13 protein-coding genes and 5 pseudogenes are annotated in these 18,265 nt (G+C 68.4%); 8 read left to right on the top strand and 10 right to left on the bottom strand.

What is annotated here, in order from left to right; translation table 11 throughout:
* Positions 1 to 84 precede the first annotated feature (84 nt).
* Positions 85 to 384: a hypothetical protein gene (locus tag C7T91_RS24350; RefSeq protein WP_108262004.1), complete on the top strand. Its 300-nt coding sequence runs from the start codon at positions 85 to 87 to the stop codon at positions 382 to 384.
* A gap of 40 nt (positions 385 to 424) precedes the next feature.
* On the opposite strand, the gene C7T91_RS36915 is transcribed toward C7T91_RS24350, so the two are convergent.
* The 3 genes and pseudogenes from C7T91_RS36915 to C7T91_RS36905 all read right to left on the bottom strand — a co-directional run bounded on the left by C7T91_RS36915 (position 425) and on the right by C7T91_RS36905 (position 4,014).
* On the bottom strand, positions 425 to 1,081 hold the full coding sequence (locus tag C7T91_RS36915) for a L,D-transpeptidase (protein ID WP_236638499.1): 657 nt from the start codon (positions 1,079 to 1,081) through the stop codon (positions 425 to 427).
* Between the two features lie 231 nt (positions 1,082 to 1,312).
* Positions 1,313 to 2,911: pseudogene (locus C7T91_RS36910) on the bottom strand (efflux RND transporter permease subunit); the annotation flags it as partial.
* On the bottom strand, positions 2,908 to 4,014 hold the full coding sequence (locus C7T91_RS36905; RefSeq protein WP_236638479.1) for an efflux RND transporter periplasmic adaptor subunit: 1,107 nt from the start codon (positions 4,012 to 4,014) through the stop codon (positions 2,908 to 2,910). The pseudogene C7T91_RS36910 and the gene C7T91_RS36905, both read right to left, overlap by 4 nt.
* 183 nt (positions 4,015 to 4,197) lie before the next feature.
* On the opposite strand from C7T91_RS36905, the pseudogene C7T91_RS36900 reads away from it, so the two are divergent.
* A pseudogene (locus tag C7T91_RS36900) lies at positions 4,198 to 4,740 on the top strand (tetratricopeptide repeat protein); the annotation flags it as partial.
* Here the strand turns inward: C7T91_RS36900 and C7T91_RS39965 are convergent.
* A pseudogene (locus C7T91_RS39965) lies at positions 4,663 to 5,388 on the bottom strand (FUSC family protein); the annotation flags it as partial. The pseudogenes C7T91_RS36900 and C7T91_RS39965 sit on opposite strands and share 78 nt — an antisense overlap.
* Before the next feature lie 59 nt (positions 5,389 to 5,447).
* Positions 5,448 to 5,927 carry a MarR family winged helix-turn-helix transcriptional regulator gene (locus C7T91_RS24335; protein WP_108261998.1) on the bottom strand — a complete coding sequence of 160 codons (480 nt, stop codon included), beginning with the start codon at positions 5,925 to 5,927 and terminating at the stop codon, positions 5,448 to 5,450.
* Between the two features lie 293 nt (positions 5,928 to 6,220).
* On the opposite strand from C7T91_RS24335, the gene C7T91_RS24330 reads away from it, so the two are divergent.
* Positions 6,221 to 7,096 carry a calcium-binding protein gene (locus tag C7T91_RS24330; protein ID WP_108261996.1) on the top strand — a complete coding sequence of 292 codons (876 nt, stop codon included), beginning with the start codon at positions 6,221 to 6,223 and terminating at the stop codon, positions 7,094 to 7,096.
* Positions 7,027 to 7,665 carry a LysR substrate-binding domain-containing protein gene (locus C7T91_RS39960; protein ID WP_407943339.1) on the top strand — a complete coding sequence of 213 codons (639 nt, stop codon included), beginning with the start codon at positions 7,027 to 7,029 and terminating at the stop codon, positions 7,663 to 7,665. Before C7T91_RS24330 ends, C7T91_RS39960 begins: the two co-directional genes overlap by 70 nt.
* Here the strand turns inward: C7T91_RS39960 and uxuA are convergent.
* The 4 genes and pseudogenes from uxuA to C7T91_RS24310 all read right to left on the bottom strand — a co-directional run.
* Positions 7,611 to 8,750, bottom strand: a pseudogene (gene uxuA, locus C7T91_RS24325) (mannonate dehydratase); the annotation flags it as partial. The gene C7T91_RS39960 and the pseudogene uxuA overlap by 55 nt on opposite strands.
* An 18-nt stretch (positions 8,751 to 8,768) precedes the next feature.
* Entirely contained in the window at positions 8,769 to 9,521 is a 753-nt protein-coding gene (locus tag C7T91_RS24320) for an FCD domain-containing protein (protein ID WP_108261992.1), read from the bottom strand.
* Positions 9,518 to 11,314, bottom strand: a complete 1,797-nt coding sequence (locus C7T91_RS24315; protein WP_108261990.1) for a glycoside hydrolase family 2 protein — start codon at positions 11,312 to 11,314, stop codon at positions 9,518 to 9,520. The genes C7T91_RS24320 and C7T91_RS24315 overlap by 4 nt, the downstream gene beginning before the upstream one ends.
* Positions 11,315 to 11,317: 3 nt before the next feature.
* Positions 11,318 to 12,298 (bottom strand): TRAP transporter substrate-binding protein, encoded by a 981-nt coding sequence (locus tag C7T91_RS24310; protein WP_108261988.1) that lies wholly within the window; start codon positions 12,296 to 12,298, stop codon positions 11,318 to 11,320.
* 246 nt (positions 12,299 to 12,544) lie between these two features.
* Here C7T91_RS24310 and C7T91_RS24305 point away from each other — a divergent pair, with 246 nt between their 5' ends.
* The 4 genes from C7T91_RS24305 to C7T91_RS24290 are packed head-to-tail and all read left to right on the top strand — an operon-like array spanning position 12,545 to position 18,089.
* Entirely contained in the window at positions 12,545 to 13,051 is a 507-nt protein-coding gene (locus tag C7T91_RS24305) for a TRAP transporter small permease (RefSeq protein WP_108261985.1), read from the top strand.
* Between the two features lie 9 nt (positions 13,052 to 13,060).
* Complete coding sequence (locus C7T91_RS24300) at positions 13,061 to 14,362, top strand: TRAP transporter large permease (protein WP_108261983.1); 1,302 nt, start codon at positions 13,061 to 13,063, stop codon at positions 14,360 to 14,362.
* A complete protein-coding gene (locus C7T91_RS24295) occupies positions 14,359 to 16,704 on the top strand; it encodes a glycoside hydrolase family 31 protein (RefSeq protein WP_108261981.1) in 2,346 nt (781 codons plus the stop codon). The genes C7T91_RS24300 and C7T91_RS24295 overlap by 4 nt, the downstream gene beginning before the upstream one ends.
* Complete coding sequence (locus tag C7T91_RS24290; protein WP_236638476.1) at positions 16,701 to 18,089, top strand: mannitol dehydrogenase family protein; 1,389 nt, start codon at positions 16,701 to 16,703, stop codon at positions 18,087 to 18,089. The genes C7T91_RS24295 and C7T91_RS24290 overlap by 4 nt, the downstream gene beginning before the upstream one ends.
* Positions 18,090 to 18,091: 2 nt before the next feature.
* On the opposite strand, the pseudogene C7T91_RS24285 reads toward C7T91_RS24290, so the two are convergent.
* Positions 18,092 to 18,265 (bottom strand): annotated as a pseudogene (locus C7T91_RS24285) (GntR family transcriptional regulator); the annotation flags it as partial.

Raw genomic sequence — 18,265 nt, 5'->3', positions numbered from 1 at the left:
CCGCGGCGCCTGCGACAAGCCGGTTGCACGGGCCGCGGCAGATGCGACACTCGGCCAATGACACGACTGACGGAAAATGGATCCATGCGTTTCAGCTTGCACACCGCGCTTCTCTTCCCCGCCCTTCTCGGCAGCCTTGCCGCCTGCGATCCCGCCGCGCTGACCGCGCTGAACGGCCCGGGCGAGAGCACGGTTCCCGAAGCGGTCCGCGCCGTCGCGGCCCCGAACCAGAATGTCGATTCGGCGCGGCTGCTGCCCGAGGATGGCTGCTGGTGGTATGAATATGCGGGGCCGGTGGAGACCACGCTGCTGCCGCTGCTCACCCCGGAGGGGCGGCCGATCTGCTCGTCCGCAGGGGCGTCTTCAGCCGAAGTCGAGGCCTGACGGGCTCGGTCCGGCGCCCCCGTTTCCGGGGGCGCGGGACTCAGCTCTGGGCCGTCACGGCGCGTTCCGCCGGGTGCAGGACCGCTCGGCTGCCGGTGGCGACATCGTCATAGAGGCCGATGATATGGGCCATGACCATCCGCACGCAGCCCGAGCTCGCACGGCCGCCGATCGAGCGCGGATGCGGCGTGCCGTGGATGCGCAGATAGGTGTCGCGGTTGCCGGTGTAGAGATAGAGCGCGCGCGACCCCAGCGGGTTGCTCGGGCCGCCGGGCATGCCGTCGGCATGCTGGGCATAGAGCTGGGGATCGCGGGCGATCATGTCCGCGGTCGGCGTCCAGCTCGGCCATTTCGCCTTGCGCCGGATCGTGTAGGTGCCCGGCTCGTAGAGGCGGCCGCGGGCGATGGCCACGCCGTAGCGGTCGGCGGTGCCGTCCGGGCGGATATGGTAGAGATAGCGCGCCACGGCATCGACATGGATGTCGCCCGGCGTCAGCCCGTCCCGCGCTTCGACGCGCTGCGGCAGGAAGCGGGGATGGAAGCCCCAGGGATTTGAGGTCGCGGGATCGTATCCCGCAGGCGTCACCTGCGCATCCCAGCGCGCCCATTGGCCGCCGGTCTGGGCGGCGGCGGGCAGCGCGAGCGGCGCGGAGAACAGGGCGGCGCTGGTCGTCAGGAAATGGCGTCTTGTGAACATGGGCGGACGGGCCCCCGGCTGAAGTGAACGTTTGACAGGTCGTGCTGTCCAGAAACTAGGATGGCTGCGATGATCATCCAGCGGCAACGCTGGCACAAGCCAAATACGTGCAGGACTGTCTGCACCGCGGCGCGGCCGCCACTGTCGCCTCCGGCCGGTCCGGCCTGTGTTCCTGACGGGCCCGGCGATGGCGCGAAGGCTGGACCACGCGGCACGGCGCGCAACGCGCGAGGGCGCCAGCAAGCCGCGCAGCCCCGCCCAGGCAAGCACCAGCGACAGCAGCAGGAGCCCGCCGCGCCAGGGCAGGGCGAGCCCGCGCAGCGCGTCCGAGACATGGTGGAAGGCGCGGTCGATCCGCCCTGCCACGCCGCCCATCACCGGCAGGTAGACCAGCGCGACGATCAGCGAGGCCGAGAGCACGAAGATCAGCGTCACCGGCAGCATCCCCATGAACTCGCCCGCCACGCCCGGCCAGAACAGCATCGGCAGGAAGGCGCAGAGCGTCGTGGCGGTGGAGCTGACGATCGGCCAGAACATCCTCTTGGCGCCCTCGACATAGGCGCGCATCGGGCCCTGGCCCTGCTCGATCCGGCTTTCGGCGTATTCGACCACCACGATGGCGCCGTCGACCAGCATGCCGACCGCGAGAATCAGCCCGAACATCACGATGTTGGAGATCGTCACGCCCATCACCGCGAGGAAGACGAAGCACAGCAGGAACGAGGTCGGAATCGCGAAGCCGACCAGAAGCGCCGGACGCCCGCCCAGGCTTGCCAGCACCACGATCATGACGAGCGCGATCGCGGTCAGCACCGAGCCTTCGAGCTGGGCGATCATCGAGGCGACGGTGTGGCTCTGGTCGTTCGAGGTCTGGATGCCGACGGCGTCCTGCAGTTCCTGCGGCCAGGAAGCGCGTTCCTCGGCGACGAGGTTGCGCACCATGGCGGCGGTGTCGACCAGGTTGAAGCCCTTGCGCTTGACCACCTGCAGCGCGACCGTCTTCTGGCCGTCGAACCGTGCCGTCCCCGCGCGGTCCTCGAAGGTCAGGCGGATATCGGCGAGGTCGGAGAGGGTCACGATCCGGTCGCCATTGGTCTTCACCGGCAGGTCGAAGAGGTCGCGGCTCTCGTCGAAGGAGGACGGGATCTTCAGCGAGAAGGCGCCGGTCTCCGACTGGATCTCGCCCGCCGCGATCAGCCGGTTGTTGTTCTGCACGACGCTGACCAGTTCGGCGGCGGTGACGTTGTAGGCCTCGAGCCGGATCGGGTCGATCACCACCTCGACCATCTCGTCGCGCGAGCCTGCCAGCACCGCCTCCAGCACCGCGTCCTGCGATTCGAGCCGGTCCTGCAGCGATTTCGCCAGCCGCACCAGCGTCCGCTCGGGCACGTCGCCGGTCAGCGACACGATGACGATCGGAAATTCCGAGAAGTTGATCTCGTTGATCGAATACTGCTCGGCGCCGTCGGGGAAGTCGGCGGCGGCATTGCTCATCGCGTCGCGGACATCGGCCATGATCGCGGTCTTGTCCCAGCCGAACTCGAATTCCAGCGCGATCCCGGCATAATTCTCGGCCGCGGTCGCGCTCATCGATTTCAGCCCGTCGAGATCGGAAAGCTCGGTCTCCATCGGCCGCACCAGGAGCTTCTCGCTGTCGATCGCCGAGATGCCGGGGAAGGGCACCGAGACGAAGAGCATCGGGATCTCGATGTCGGGTTCGCCCTCCTTCGGCAGGGTGGCGTAGCAATAGGCTCCGGCGAGGAGCGACAGCAGGATGAAGGCGAGGATCATCCGCGCCCGGTCGGCCGCCCAGTCGATCAGGCCGGTCACAGGCCGCTCTCCGGCGCATGGGCGGTGACAGCGACGCCGTCGGTGACATAGTCTTGGCCGAGCGTGATGATCGTCACCCGCTCGGGGAGCCCCGCGACCAGCATGCCCTCGGCGGTGTCGCGCAGCATCCGCACCGGCAGGAAGCGCGCGCGGCTCTCGGCATCGACGATCCGCACCCCCATCGTGCCGTCATCGTCGAGCGTCAGAGCCGATTGCGGGATCAGATGCGCCAGCGTGCCCTCGGCCTCGATCGCGATCTCGGCGGTCTGGCCGTCGCGCACCGAGAAATCCGGATTGGCGACCGCGATATCGACGCGGAAAGTGCGGGTCTCGGCATCGGCCGAGCGCGACACGAAGCTCACCGTTCCCTCCCGCTGCGTGCCGTCGGCAAGCTGCGCCCGCGCCGTCGCGCCGGTCTTCACCAGATCGACCTGGGTCTCGGGCAGGAAGCCAACCAGCCGCACCGGATCGAGCCGGATCACCGTGGCACAGGCGGAGCCGGGCTGCATCAGGCTGCCGAGTTCCGCGCTGTCGGTCTCCAGGAGTCCGGCGAAGGGCGCCGTGATCTCCAGCCGGGCGATCTCGGTCTCGGCGCGGGTGACGGCCGCCTGCGCCGATTCCAGCGACGCGCGGGCCGCCACCGCCTGGGTTTCCGACGTGTAGCCGCCGCGGGACAGCCGTTCGGCGGCGGTGTTGGAAATCTCGGCCTCGGCCAGCCGGGCGCGCGCTTCGGCCAGATCGGCGGGGCGGGTGCCGGGGTCGATCCGGCAGATCACCTCGCCCGCCGCGACGAAGCTGCCCTTGGGCTTCGGCTCGGAAATCACCAGTCCGGAAATCTGCGCCATCACCTCGACCTGCCGGTCGGCCTCGGTGCGGCCGCGCAGCACGACCGTGTTGCCCACTTCGCGGGCAGTGCTGTCGATCGCCACGACATTGATCGCCCCGCGCCCGGCGGCCTCCGGCGCGGCCTCTGCGCCTGCCGGAGTTTCGGCCCTTTCGGGCGGGCGGCCGCTCACGATGTCGCGAAGCGCGTCGCGCTCGAAGACCAGCCCGTAGAGCACGGCCGCCACGATCAGGGCGGTCACGATCGGCAGAAGTCTCATCAAGGCCCCCGAATCCTTGCTCCCAGGCGTCCGCGCGGCATCCTCCCGACGCGGCTGAACCATGCAGTTCAGTTTAGGGCGCGCCCCGCAGCGCTTCAAGACACCGCGCCAAAAGCTGTTGGCCGGTCTTGGCATTTTTCGGCATTTGGCTGTAAGACGGCACGGAACGTACGGGAGAGACCTGTGAGCAGTCCAGACAGTTTCATTGACGAGGTCGCAGAGGAAGTCCGCCGCGACCGGTTTTACCGGCTTGCCCGCCGCTATGGCTGGATCGCCGTCGTGGCGATCGTCGGGGGGGTCGGCGCCGTCGGCTACTGGGACTGGCAGAAGTCGCAGACCGAGGCGGTTGCCCAGGACTTCGGCGACGCCATGCTGGCTGCGCTGGAATCCGACGATCCGCAGGTGCGCGCGCTCGCGGTCGAACAGGTCTCCGCCGAGGGCGACCAGGTGGCGATCCGCGACCTGACCGCGGCCGGCGACATGGCGCTCGACGACAGCCAGCGCGCGACCGAGATGCTGCAGGCGCTGATCGCCGATGACGCGGTCAGCCAAGTGTTCCGCGACATCGCCCGGCTGAAGATCGTGATGCTGCCAGACAACCGCCTGACCACCGACCAGCGGCTGGAGGTCCTGGCGCCGCTGCTCGAGCCCGGCCATGCCTTCCGGCTGAGCGCGCTGGAACTGCGCGCGCTGATCTATGTCGAACAGAACGAAACCGATCTGGCGCTGGCCGACCTGGCCGAGCTGCGCGAGGCCGCGGGGGCTTCCTCCGGCCAGCGCCAGCGCGCGCTGCAGCTGACCGTTGCGCTCGGCGGCGATCCGGAGGCGTCGTGACCGGAATGGCGGGCGAGAGGATGCCGCTGAAACGCGGCTGGACGCGAGCACGTCGCGCGTCAGCTCCGCCGCGGTGGCCAGCCAGTCCTCGACGCGCCCGGCCAGCAGCGGCCCGGCCTCGCGGGGCTGGATGATCCGCCCGACGATCGCCGCGCAGAGGATGCCGATGCCGATCTCCTCGACCCGTGACACGGCCAGGTGGAAGCTGTTCAGCGGATCGCTGACCAGCGTGAACCCGGTCAGGGTCACGGTATATCCCGCCAGCATGAAGACATAGCTGCGCGGGCTGTGGTCGAGGCGGCTGACGAACAGGCAGGCCCCGCACCAGAGCGCCATGGCGAGACACAGCAGCGCCGGCATCTGCACCAGCGTCGGAACGAGGACGACGATCATGAGCGCGCCCAGAACCGTGCCGGCCAGCCGGTAGAGCGCCTTCGAGGTCAGCGCGCCGGCCAGCGGGGTCATGACGATATAGACCGTCCCGAGCGCCCAATACGGGCTTTCGAGGCCCGATTTGACCGCGATCCAATAGGCCAGCATGCCGGCCGCGAAGGTCTTCAGCGAGAAGACCGCATGTTCGAGTTTGATGCCGCCGGGGATCATTTGCCGTTCCGGTCCGCTTCGGTGGCTTCGATGGCGTCCCAGAGCTGCGCGAGCACCCGCGAGGCGGCCGCCAGATCCGCCGGATCGACCGCCTGCAGGAGCCTGGCGCGCAAGGTCCGCGCGACGCGGTCCACCCGTTCGCCCATCGCCTGGCCTTCGGCGGTGAGTTCGACGAGCTTGGCACGCCGGTCGGAGGGATCCTCGACCCGGCGGAGCAGCCCGCGCCTGCCGAGGCCGTCGAGCACCCGCACCACCCCGGAGGTCTCGAGACCGAGCTGCTGGGCCAGCTCGTGCTGGCGCATCCGCCGCCCGCCGGCCCGCCAGAGCACCAGGATCGGCAGGCCGGTCGCATCGGACAGGCCCTCATCCGCGAGGCACTTGCCCAGGAGCCGCTTCCAGGACTGGCCGACCGCGGGGAGAAGGCGTCCGATATCGTCGTCCGGATGCCGCTCCGGATCTGTCCGACCATCTGTCATGTAGGTCCGTCCCGTCCTGGTCCGCGAGTCGCGAGCAGGACTTCCAATGATGTTTCATTTGATGACTTGTCATCTAATAGGCCGGCTTGCAAGACCCGGAACAGCCCGGTTCGGCCCCGTTCCCCGGGCGATCACGGAAAGTTTCCGGCAGAGCCGGCCGGATGCCGCCCGGGCGGCGCCGACGGCGGTCTCCGGCAGGGAAATAAAAATAGTGAACCGTTTCCTGCCGTGCCGCGACGAAGGCTCAACGGCGCCGCGGTGGCGCTGTCGAATGATCCTCAAGGAGACGGAAGATGGCTGGCGAAAACATTCTCGGAACCGTGGACGCGGATATCCTGGCGGGCGGCGCCGAAGCGGACGTCATCGACGCGCTGGACGGCGCTGACGTGGTCGCGGGCGGCGGCGGCGCTGACGAGATCCATGGCGGCGACGGCGACGACGTCCTTGCCGGGGAAAGCGGCGGCGACACGATCATCGGCGACCGCGGCAGCGACGTCATGCTGGGCGGCGGCGGCGCCGACACGATGGTCTGGAACAACGGCGACGGTTCGGACGTGATGATCGGCGGCGCAGGCTTCGACCGCGCGGTGGCCAACGGCTCGGATGGCGGCGACCTTTTCGAAATCCGCAGCCTCGACGGCCGGATCGACTTCCAGCGGGTGAATTTCGGCACCTTCTCGCTGGATATCCGCGACACGGAAAAGCTGATCGTCAGCGGCCTCGGCGGCGACGACACGATCGATGCGAGCGGCCTGGACGCCGGTTCCATCGAACTGCGCGCGATCGGCGGCGCCGGAAAGGACGTGCTGATCGGCGGGGCAGGGGACGACCTGCTGGAAGGCGGCGCGGGGGCCGACATCCTCGAAGGCGAGAAGGGCAACGACACGATGCGCGGCGGGCTCGGCCGCGACCGGATGGAATGGGACAACGGCGACGGCTCCGACCTGATGGACGGCGGCTACGGCCATGACACCGCCGATGTCGACGGGGCCGAAACCGCGGGCGACCATTTCGAGATCCGCAGCACCGCCGGAGGCGTGGAATTCGAGCGCATCAATCTCGGCAATTTCACCCTCGCGCCGGCGATGTCGGCCAGGCGGTGCGCGACCTCGTCGAGGCGGCAAGCCTGCATTCCGGCGGGCTGGCCGGGCCGCTGCGGCTGGGGGTGATCCCGACCGTGGCGCCCTATCTGCTGCCCGGATTGCTGAAGGAAATCGCCCGCCGCCATCCCGGCTCCGAGCTGAAAGTGCGCGAGACCGTCACCCAGACGCTGCTGGCCGAGCTGGCGCAGGGATCGCTCGACCTGGTGATCGCCGCGCTGCCGCTTCTGCATCCCGAGATCGAGACCCTGCCGGTCTTCTCCGAACGCTTCATGCTGATCGCCCCGCCCGGCACCCCCGCCGCGCTGCCCGATGACGAGGTGCTGGCGCGGCATCCGCTGCTGCTCTTGGAGGAGGGCCACTGCTTCCGCGACCATGCGCTGGCGGCCTGCGGGCTGAGCGTCGCCGACGAGGTCGACACGCTCGCCGCGTCCAGCCTGTCGACGCTGGTGCAAATGGTGGCCCATGGGCTGGGCGTGACGCTGATCCCGGAAATGGCAGCGCAAAGCGAGGCGCAGCATGACCGGGTGGCCGTGCGCAGCTTCGCCGGGCCGCAGCGGACCCGCACCGTGGCGCTGGCCTTGCGGACGATGCCGCGCAGTTCCGCGAGGCCGCGCATCCGCCCGATCAACGGGTAGCCGGGCGCGGTCCGGCGGCGCTGGTCGTCGGCCATGGCATGGCCGTGATCGGGGCGGAACGGCAGCGGCCGACCGGTGCGGGTCTCGATCGCCAGCGTCTCGCGGATCACCGCGATCATGTCGACATCCCCGTCGAGATGCGGCGCTTCGTGGAAGCTCAGCGGATCGGCCTCGCGCTTGGTCGCGCGCAGATGCAGGAAATGCACCCGGTCGCCGAATTCGCGCAGCATGGCGGGCAAGTCGTTGTCCGCCCGCACCCCGAGGGATCCGGTGCAGAAGGTCAGGCCGTTCGCCGGGCTGTCCGCCATGGCGAGGATCGCCCGCAGGTCGTCGGCGGTCGAGACGATCCGCGGCAGGCCGAAGAGCGGGCGGGGCGGGTCGTCGGGATGCATGCCCATGACGATGCCTTCCTTCTCGACGATCGGCACGACGAGCTGCAGGAACTTCGCCAGATTGGCGCGCAGCCCGGCATGGCCCAGTCCGTCGTAGCGCGCCAGCTGGGCACGGAAGCTGTCCACGGTGAAGCTTTCCTCGGAGCCCGGGAGGCCCGCGATGATCGTGCGGGTCAGCTTCTCTTTCGCGGCCTCGTCCATCGCGGCGAAGCGGGCCGCGGCGCGGGCCGCTGCCTCGGGCCCGTGATCTTCCGCGGCGCCGGGACGTTCCAGGATGTGGATGTCGAAGGCGGCCATGTCGTCATTGTCGAAGCGCAGGCAGGTCGCGCCGTCGGGCAGGGCATGCTCCAGATCGGTCCGCGTCCAGTCGAGCACGGGCATGAAGTTGTAGCAGATCGTCCGGATGCCGCAGCGCGCCAGGTTCACCGCGCTCTGTGCCCAGGCCTCGGCATGGCGCTCCCAGCCAGGCGCGCCGGTCTTGATGTCCTCATGGACCGGGATGCTTTCCACCACTTGCCACTCGAGCCCGGCGGCACGGATCATGTCGCGCCGCGCTTCGATCGCCTCCACCGGCCAGACCGTGCCGTTGGGCAAGTCATGCAGTGCGGTCACGATCCCGGTGGCGCCGGTCTGGCGCACGTCGGAGAGCGTCACCGGATCGTTCGGGCCGAACCAGCGCCAGGTCTCGATCATGAATAAGCCTCTGTCTTGTCAGGGGTCCGGGGATCGGCGGCCGATCTCGGGGACAGGTTGGAAAAGGTAGCCGTCGAAGGCCGGGTCATCGACATCCGAGACCGCCAGCAAGGTTTCCCGGACATGGCCGAGATGCGCCCACATCGCGCGGCGGGCGGCTTCGGGGTTGCGGGCGCGCAGCGCGTCGAGGATCGCCTGGTGGTCGTCCAGCCAGTTGGCGCGGTAATCCTGGTTGAAGACCCGCGCATGCAGCCGCGCCCACATCGGGCTGCGGTCGCGCGCCGCCCAGAGTTCCTCGACCATCGAGGTCAGCACCGAATTCTGCGTGGCCTCGGCGATCAGCCGGTGGAACAGCTCGTCCGAGGAATAGTCGGGACCGCCGCCGGCCTCGATATAGGCGCGCTCGGTTTCCAGCGCGTCGCGCATCTTCAGGATGTCGCCCTTGGTCACCTGCTCGGCGGCGAAGGCGGCGATGGAGCTTTCGAGAAGCTGGCGCGCCTGCAGGAGCTCGAACGGCCCGATATCGTCCTGCGGCACCGGCGCCGGGTCGGCGGGTTCCGCGAGCAGGTAGATGCCCGAACCTTGGCGGACTTCGACCAGGCCCTGGATCTCGAGCATGATCACCGCCTCGCGCACCAGCGAGCGCGAGACGCCGAGCGATTGCGACCATTGCCGTTCGGTATCCAGCCGGGTGCCCGGCGGCAGGTGGCGGCGCGCCACCTCGGCGCGGATCATCGCGGCCACCTCCTGGTAGCGGCGGGTCTGGGTCATGCCTCGATCTCCGGGCTCTCCGCCCGTGCCAGCCGGGCGTAATGCGCCGCGAGGATGGCAAAGGCAGGTTTCTTGGTTGCCTTGTCCCCGGCGATCAGCCCCTTGCGGTTCCAGCCGCGCTGGAACGGGTTCTGCCGCCGTTCGACGCGGAAATCATAGAGGATCCAGGGCGACATGCCCTTGATGTAGCTGAGCCGCTCCAGCGCCGCGATCTGCCTCTCGTAGACCTCCGCCTGGTAGGAGAGGCTGAAAAGCCCGCGCGACGGGCCCTGCTCGCTGTCGCCGTCGGCGCCGGTTTCCGAAATCACGACCGGGCGGTCGGGAGCGGAATTGCGGCCGATGATCTCCAGCTCCTCGAAGTTTTCCTCGTACCAGCCATAGTATTCGTTCAGCCCGATCACGTCGATATGCTGTGCGAGCCGGTCCTCGATCTTGAGCTTGGCGTGGTTGACGAGGCAGGCGGCCGAGGTCAGCCGGGTCGGGTCTTCCGCCTTCGCGAGCTGGGCGAGTCCCTGCATGAAGTCGAGCCGCGCATCGGTGTCCGGGTTCTCGTTGCCGACCGACCAGATGATCACGCTGGCGCGGTTGCGGTCGCGGCGGATCAGTTCGCGCAGCTGGTTCTCGGCGTCGCGCCGCGTGGCCGGGTTGGCGAAGTCGATCGCCCAGTAGACCGGGACTTCCTCCCAGAGCATCAGCCCCAGCTCGTCGGCGATCTGCGCGGCGAGCTCGTGATGCGGGTAATGCGCCAGCCGCAGGTAGTTGCAGCCCAGCTCTTTCGCATGGGCGAAGCGGCGGCGGATATCGGCCTCGGAGGTCACCTTGCCGAGCGTGGCGTCATCCTCGTGAACCGAGATGCCGCGAAGGTAGACCGGACGGCCGTTCAGCAGGATGTCGGTGCCGCGCCGCTCGATGGTGCGGAAGCCGACGCGGTCGGCCACCCGGTCGCCGCCTGCGGTCACTGCGAGGTCGTAGAGCACCGGCGTTTCGGGGGACCAGAGGCGGGGGCTTGCAGGCACTGTCACCTCGCCGCGCCCATCGGCGAGCGGGATCGTGACGGAAATGCCCAGGCCGGGGATCTCGGCCTGCGCCTCGTTGGCGGGACCGTCGGCGGTCACCGCGATGCGGATGCCGCCGTCCCCGAGATGCGCGAAGACATCGCGGATCACCGTGGCGGGGGTCTCGTAGAGCGTCACCTCGCGGTAGATGCCGCCGTAGTTGAACCAGTCGGTGTTGCGCATCGGCACCCGGTCGAGCGTCCGGGTGTTGTTGACGCAGAACATGATCCAGTTGCGGCCCTCGCGGAGGGCATCCGTCACTTCGGCGCAGAACGGGGTCGAGCCGCCGAAATGGTTGCCGAGGAACTGGCCGTTGACGAAGACCTTGCAGTCGTATTGCGCCGCGCCGACGCGCAGGAAGCGGCGGGTGCCGGGGGCAGGCGGGCCTGCCTCCAGCGCGCGGGTATACCAGGCGGAGCCTTCGAAGAAGTACCACTTCTCCTTCTGCATCTGCCAGCAGGAGGGCACCTGCACGGTCTCGCCCGCATAGGGATCGTAATCCCAGGGTTCGGTCCGCTCCTCCGGAGCCTCCGGCGTCATGGCGAACCATTTCTGCCGCAGTCCCGTGTCGAGCAGGTCGACGCAGAAATTCCACGTCCCGTCCAGCGGCTGGCCCTGCCGGCCGCCGGTGAAGATCATGGTTTCGGCATTCAGCGCCTGCGTGTTGAAAGGACGGTCATAGTCCTCGTCATGCAGGCATTGCAGCGCGTTTTCCGCCAGGTCGGACCGTTCCAGCATGGGTTACTCGTCCGCCGCGGCCTGAATGCGCTCGATGAGGCTGCGCAGGTTGTCCGAACGGGCTGCGGTTTCCTCGATCATCGGCGCGACGGCTTCGGCGAAGGCGGTCTTGTCGACCTCGTGGACCTCGACGCCCATCTCGGCCTTGGCTTCCTCGATCGCAGCATCGGAGGCGATGTTCCAGGCTTCGCGCTGGTCGGCCATCGATTCCAGGGCTGCGGTTTGCAGCGCTTCCTGCTGCTCGGGCGTCATGCCGTCCCAGGCACAGGTCGAGATCACCACGACCGAGGGGATGATCGTGTGCTCGTCGAGCGAGAAATGCTTGGCGACCTCGCCGTGGCGCGCGGTGGTCAGCGCGGTCGGGTTGTTCTCGGCCGCATCGACGACGCCCTGCTGCAGCGCGCTGTAGAGTTCGCCCCAGGAGATCGGGGTCGGGTTGCCGCCGAGCAGTTCGACCATGCGGATCGCCGACGGCGACGGCTGGACGCGGACCTTGACGCCTTCGAGATCGGCCGGGGACAGGATCGGCTTGTCGCCGTAGAAGCTGCGCGCGCCCTCGGTGTAGAAGGCCACCCCGCGGAAGCCCTTGTCGGCCGAAGCGGCCAGGATGTCGGCGCCGATGTCGCCGGTGATCACCTTGTTGAAGTGGTCCTCGGACTGGAAGATGTAGGGCAGGTTCAGCGCGGAATAGCTTTCCTCGAAGGCCTCGAGCTCGGAGGCGTTCGAGCGGGCCATGTCGAGCGCGCAGTTCTGCACCAGCTCCATGGATTCGCGCTGCGTGCCCAGCTGGCCGTTCGGGAAAATCTGGATGCGGATGTCGCCGCCGGTCAGCTCCTCGACCCGGTCGGCCATCTGCTGCATCGCGACATGGACCGGGTGGTCCGGCGGGTTGTTGTGATTCAGGCGCAGCATGCGTGCATCTGCGGACGCGGCGGCCAGCACGAGCGCGGTCGAGGCCAACGCAGTGGTCAGAACGGTCTTCATGGCATCCTCCCGGGACGGTCAGTCATGCGACCGAGCCAATTTAAGCAAATTGGTCGGCCAAACACGGATATTCATGGCTTCCGAATCCAAACTCGTCAAGCGGTCCGACAAATTGGTTGACCAGTTTGTCTGGATGGCCCAGTTTTGCCGCATCTTGGACCCTGGCGGGTCCGCCTGCGGAGGAGACGTCATCGTGCAGCAAGTCCCGCAACCTGCCTTTCCGGCCCGGACCGCCGGAGGCGCGCCGTGATCCGCGTGCTCGACCTGATCCTGCGTCCCGTCATCGTCGCGATCTTCGCCGTGCTGGTCGGCTGTGTCGTCTGGCAGGTGGTCAGCCGCTACGTGCTGGGCACGCCCTCCACCGTCACCGACGAGCTGGCGCGCTTCCTTTTCATGTGGCTGGCGCTGATCGGCGGCGCCTACACGCTGGGACAGCGCCGCCACCTGGCGATCGATTTCCTCACCGGTACGCTGAAGGGCCGCGCCCGGACGCTGTCCGAGGCGCTGGTCCTTGCCATCGTCGCGCTTTTCGCCGGGCTCGTCATGATCAAGGGCGGCTGGGCGCTGGCAGCCAAGACGCTGGCCTCGGGTCAGGTGACGCCCGCACTGCAGATCCCGATGGCCTGGGTCTATGCCGCGATCCCCTTCGCCGGGCTCGTCATGCTGATCTATTGCGGCCATTTCCTGGCCGAGCTGGCGCGCCACGGCGCCCGCGGCCATTCCGACGGCCCGGTGGCCGGCCCGCTGGACTGAGGACCTCCAATGACCAACGCGATCTTCCTGCTCTTCGGCTCCTTTGCCGTGCTCATGGTGATCGGCGTGCCGATTGCCTTCGCCATCGGCGCCGCCACCTTCCTGACCTTCCTCTTGTTCATGAGCTTCGACCAGTCGCTGTTCATCGTGGCGCAGCAGATGGCCTCCGGCCTCGACAGCTTCACGCTGCTGGCGATCCCGTTCTTCATCCTGGCGGGCAACATCATGAACCGCGGCGGCATCGCCATGCGGCTGATCAATTTCGCCCAGGTGCTGGGCGGCCGCCTGCCGGGCGCGCTGGCGCATTGCAACGTTCTGGCCAACATGATGTTCGGCTCGATCTCGGGCTCCGCCGTGGCCTCGGCTGCGGCCGTCGGCGGCGTGATGGCGCCCTTGCAGAAGAAGGAGGGCTATGACCCGGCCTTTTCGGCGGCGGTCAACATCGCCTCCTGCCCGACCGGCCTGCTGATCCCGCCCTCGACCACCTTCATCGTCTATTCGCTGATCACCGGCGGCACCTCGATCGCCGCGCTCTTCATGGCGGGCTACCTTCCCGGCATCCTGATGGGGCTCGGCCTGATGACCGTGGCGGGCATCATCGCCAAGAAGCGCGGCTATCCGCTGGCGCCCAAACCCACGCTCTGCCAGGTCTGGCATGCCGCGCGCGACGCGATCCTGCCTCTGGGCCTGATCGTCGTGATCATGGGCGGGATCATCACCGGCGCCTTCACCGCAACCGAGGCCTCGGCCGCCGCAGTGGTCTACACGCTGTTCCTGGCGCTGGTCTGGTACCGCGAGATTTCGATCCGCGACCTGCCCGCGATCATCATGGAAAGCGCAGTGACGACCTCGATCGTGCTCCTGATGATCGGCGCGTCGATCGCGATGAGCCGGGTGATGGCCTTCGGCGGCATCCCCTACCTGATCTCCGACACGCTCCTGGCGATCTCCGACAACCCGCTGGCGATCCTCCTGCTGATCAACATCGCGCTTCTGATCGTCGGCACCTTCATGGACATGACGCCGGCGCTCCTGATCTTCACCCCGATCTTCCTGCCGGTCGTGCAGAGCCTCGGCATGGATCCGGTGCATTTCGGCGTGATGATGACGCTGAACCTCTGCATCGGCATCTGCACGCCGCCGGTCGGCTCGGCGCTGTTCGTCGGCTGCTCGGTCGGCAAGACTTCGATCGCTTCGGTGATCAAGCCGCTGCTGCCCTTCTATGCCGTGCTCTTCGGCCTTCTGCTGCTGGTGACCTACGTGCCCTCCATCAGCCTGTTCCTGCCCCGCATTCTTGGTGTGTATCAATGAAGACCCTGACCGACTGGACCCTCAAGGACCGGACCGAAACCAGCATCGAGCTCTTGATCGACGGCCGCCACCTGCTGCTCGTCGCCGTGCTCGACCAGACGCTGTTCCGGGTCTCGCTGCTGAAGGACGGGGCATGGCGGCTGAACCGCGGCTGGTGCGTGGCCCCCGACGGGGACATGCCATGGGAGGGGCGCCTGCGCGACGACCTCTCGGGCCATCCCTGCCCTGATTTCGCGGTGGAGGAGGGCGAGGGGCTCGCCATTTCCACCGGCGCGATGCGGCTCGTGATCGAGCATCCGCTGCGGCTGGTCTGGCAGCGGAAGGACGGCGGCGGATGGGCAACCTTCGCAGAGGAGCGCCCGACCGGCGGCACCATGCTCGGCCTGCGCGACAACCGCCACGGCCATTTCCTGCGCCGCTTCCCCGGCGAGAAAGTCTACGGCCTCGGCGAGAAGGCGGGCAACCTGGAACGCTCCGGCCGCCGCTACGAGATGCGCAATCTCGACGCGATGGGCTATGACGCCGAAACCACCGACCCGCTCTACAAGCACATCCCCTTCACCCTGACCAAGACGCCGGACCAGGGCTGCTGGTCGGTCTATTACGACAACATGGCGGGGGCCTGGTTCGATCTCGGCAACGAGCTCGACAACTACCACCTGGCCTACCGCGCCTACCGCGCCGAGGACGGGGATCTCGACTATTACATGCGGTGGGCGCCCTCGCTGGCCGAGCTGGTCAAGGGCCAGGTCCGGCTCACGGGGGGCACAGCCTTCCCGCCGCGCTGGTCTCTGGGCTACTCCGGCTCGACCATGAGCTATACCGACGCCCCGGATGCGCAGGCGCAGCTGGAAAGCTTCCTCGCGCGGATCGAGGAGCACGACATTCCCTGCGACAGCTTCCAGATGTCCTCGGGCTACACCTCGATCGGGCCGAAGCGCTATGTCTTCAACTGGAACTTCGACAAGTGCCCCGATCCGAAGGCGATGTCGGCGAAATTCGCCGGAGCGGACGTGCACCTGATTGCCAACATCAAGCCCTGCCTTCTGCAGGACCATCCGCGCTATGCCGAGGCTGCCGAGAAGGGGCTGTTCGTCCGCGCGAGCCTCGAGATGGACTCCGATTGCGGGCCAGAGCGCTCCATCTACTGGGACGACACCGGATCGCATCTCGACTTCACCAATCCCGGCACCGTCGACTGGTGGAAGGACGGCGTGACCACGCAGCTTCTCGACTACGGCATCGGCTCGACCTGGAACGACAACAACGAATACGAGATCTGGGATGACGAGGCGCAATGCGCGGGCTTCGGCGACGCGATCGACGTCTCGCTGATCCGGCCGGTCCACTCGGTGCTGATGACCCGCGCCAGCGAGGAGGCGCAGCGCGCCCATGCGCCCGGGAAGCGGCCCTACCTGATCTCGCGCTCGGGCATGCCGGGCATCCAGCGCCACGCCCAGACCTGGACCGGCGACAACCGCACCATGTGGAAGACGATCCGCTACAACATCCGGATGGGTCTCGGCCTGTCGATGTCGGGGATCTACAATATCGGCCATGATGTCGGCGGCTTCTCCGGTCCGCGGCCCGAGCCGGAGCTGTTCGTCCGCTGGGTGCAGAACGGCATCTTCCACCCGCGCTTCACCATCCATTCCTGGAATGACGACGCCACGGTCAACGAGCCCTGGATGTTCCCGGAGGTGACGCACCATATCCGCGACGCGATCAAGCTGCGCTACCGGCTGCTTCCCTATCTTTACACCCTGCTGTGGCAGGCCGCCGAGCGGGACGAACCGATGATCCGCCCGGCCTTCATGGACTTCCCCGAGGACGAGGGCGCCTATGCTGAATGCGACGAGTTCCTGCTGGGCCGCGACCTGCTGGTCGCCAACGTGGTCGAGGAGGGCGCCACCACCCGGACGCTGCGCCTGCCGGCCTGCCCGACCGGATGGTGGGACTTCCATGCCGGGACCTGGCACGAGGGCGGCACCGTCCTGACCCTCGATGTCGATCTCGGCTCCATGCCGCTCTTCGTGCGCGGCGGCGCGGTGATCCCGATGGGGAACTCGACCACGCGCGCGCATCCGGGCGCCGAGACCGAGCGCGTTCTGGCCGTCTTCCCGGCACCGGGAGCGTTCGAGGAGGCGAGCCTGATGTACGAAGACGACGGCGTCAGCGAGGGCGGCGCGGCCTGCATCACCACCCTGACGCTTTCGGGCAGCGCCGACAGCCTGTCTCTGGCCGCAACCCGTGCGGGCGAGGGCGCGCCGGTCATCCCGGTGGCGCGGATCGTGCTGCCCGCGGGCGAGACCCGCAGCCTGCCGCAGGAGATGCCGCTGTGAGCACCGAGATCGTGACACCCGGCTTCGACACCGCGGCGCTGAAGCCCCGCATCCTCCACCTGGGTTTCGGCGCCTTCGCCCGCGCCCATCCGATGGTCTATCTCTCCGAGGGCCTCGCCAAGGCGGGAGGCGACTGGGGCGTGGTCGTCGCGCGGCTGAATTCGGGGCGCGCCGAGATCGATGCGCTAGATGCGGCGGGTCACCGCTATCACGTGGCCGAAGCAGACGGCGAGGGCGCGACCCTGCGCGAGATCGGCGTGGTCACCGGCACGCTCCACCCGGCGCGCGACGGCATCGGGGCGATCCCGGACCTGATCGCCACGGAAGCGATGTCGGTCATCCTGCTGACCGTCACCGAAAAAGGCTATTGCGCGCGTTCGGGCGGGCTCGACCGCGGCCATGCCGGGATCATTGCCGATCTCGCCGCGCCGCAGACCCCCGGGACCGCCATCGGCGTGATCGCCGAAGGGCTGGCGCGCCGCCGCGCCGCCGGGCTCGGCGGGCTGACCGTGCTGAGCTGCGACAACCAGCCGGAGAACGGCCATCTGACGCGGGCCGTCATCCTGGACTTCGCCGAGGCGCGCGATCCCGCGCTGGCGGCGTGGATTGCCGAGACCTGCACCTTCCCCTGTTCGATGGTCGACCGGATCGTGCCGGCCATGACCGGGGACAGCCACGCCCTTCTGGAAAGCCTGCTGGGCCGCCCGGACCCGAACGGCATCGTCTGCGAACCCTTCCGCCAATGGGTGATCGAGGACAGCTTTGCCGCCGGCCGTCCGCCCTTCGCCGAGGGCGGGGCCGAGCTGGTCGCGGATGTGAGGCCCTTCGAGGAGATGAAGCTGCGCATGCTCAACGGGTCGCACACGATGCTGGCCTGCCGCGGACAGCTTGCGGGGCATGTGACTGTCGATGGCTGCATGGGCGATGCCGCGCTGCGCGCCAAGGCGCGGCGCCTGATGCTGGAGGAGCAGGCGCCGACGCTGTCCGTGCCGCAGAGCGTCGATCTGGACGCTTACGCGGAGGCCTTGCTGACACGCTTTGCCAATCCGCGGCTGCGCCACCGGCTGGACCAGATCGCCTCGGACAGTTCGCAGAAGATGCCGCAGCGGCTGTTCGCGCCTGCGCTCGTCCACCTGGAGACGGGCGGGGACTGGCCGGTCACCGCCGAGTCCATCGCCGCCTGGATCCGCCTCCTGGCCGAGGGCCGCGGGAGTGCCGATCCGCGCAAGGAAGAACTCGACGCTGCGGTGAGGGACACCGATCCGGTTGCCGCGGTGCTGGCCCTGCCGGAGCTGGTGCCTGCCGGTCTGGCCGGGCATCCGGGCTTCCTGCCCGGCATCCGGACCGCCTTCGCGGCGCTGCCGGACACCGTCGCGGCAGGGTGACCGCCCTCGTCCACCAGCGCGGACAGCGCATGGCGCACGGTGTGCCGGTTCACGCCGAAGCGCGCGGCAAGCTGCGCCTCGGTCGGCAGGCGGTCGCCGGGGGCATAGCCGCCCTCGGCGATCTCGCGGCGCAGCGCACGGGCGATTTCCGCCCAGATCGGTGTCCTGTCACCCAA

The sequence above is a fragment of the Mangrovicoccus ximenensis genome, from assembly GCF_003056725.1.
In the GTDB taxonomy this organism is placed as follows: domain Bacteria; phylum Pseudomonadota; class Alphaproteobacteria; order Rhodobacterales; family Rhodobacteraceae; genus Mangrovicoccus; species Mangrovicoccus ximenensis.
Note: the sequence above shows the minus strand (reverse complement) of the source record. Positions and strands in the feature narration are given on the sequence as shown.

Bases quoted from the DNA above. Each gene is read 5' to 3' on its own strand.
- C7T91_RS24335 (WP_108261998.1), bottom strand. From the start codon at position 5,927: ATGACAGATGGTCGGACAGATCCGGAGCGGCATCCGGACGACGATATC.
- C7T91_RS24315 (WP_108261990.1), bottom strand. From the start codon at position 11,314: ATGCTGGAACGGTCCGACCTGGCGGAAAACGCGCTGCAATGCCTGCAT.
- C7T91_RS24295 (WP_108261981.1), top strand. From the start codon at position 14,359: ATGAAGACCCTGACCGACTGGACCCTCAAGGACCGGACCGAAACCAGC.
- C7T91_RS24330 (WP_108261996.1), top strand. From the start codon at position 6,221: ATGGCTGGCGAAAACATTCTCGGAACCGTGGACGCGGATATCCTGGCG.
- C7T91_RS24320 (WP_108261992.1), bottom strand. From the start codon at position 9,521: ATGACCCAGACCCGCCGCTACCAGGAGGTGGCCGCGATGATCCGCGCC.
- C7T91_RS24300 (WP_108261983.1), top strand. From the start codon at position 13,061: ATGACCAACGCGATCTTCCTGCTCTTCGGCTCCTTTGCCGTGCTCATG.
- C7T91_RS24310 (WP_108261988.1), bottom strand. From the start codon at position 12,298: ATGAAGACCGTTCTGACCACTGCGTTGGCCTCGACCGCGCTCGTGCTG.
- C7T91_RS36905 (WP_236638479.1), bottom strand. From the start codon at position 4,014: ATGAGACTTCTGCCGATCGTGACCGCCCTGATCGTGGCGGCCGTGCTC.
- C7T91_RS36915 (WP_236638499.1), bottom strand. From the start codon at position 1,081: ATGTTCACAAGACGCCATTTCCTGACGACCAGCGCCGCCCTGTTCTCC.
- C7T91_RS24350 (WP_108262004.1), top strand. From the start codon at position 85: ATGCGTTTCAGCTTGCACACCGCGCTTCTCTTCCCCGCCCTTCTCGGC.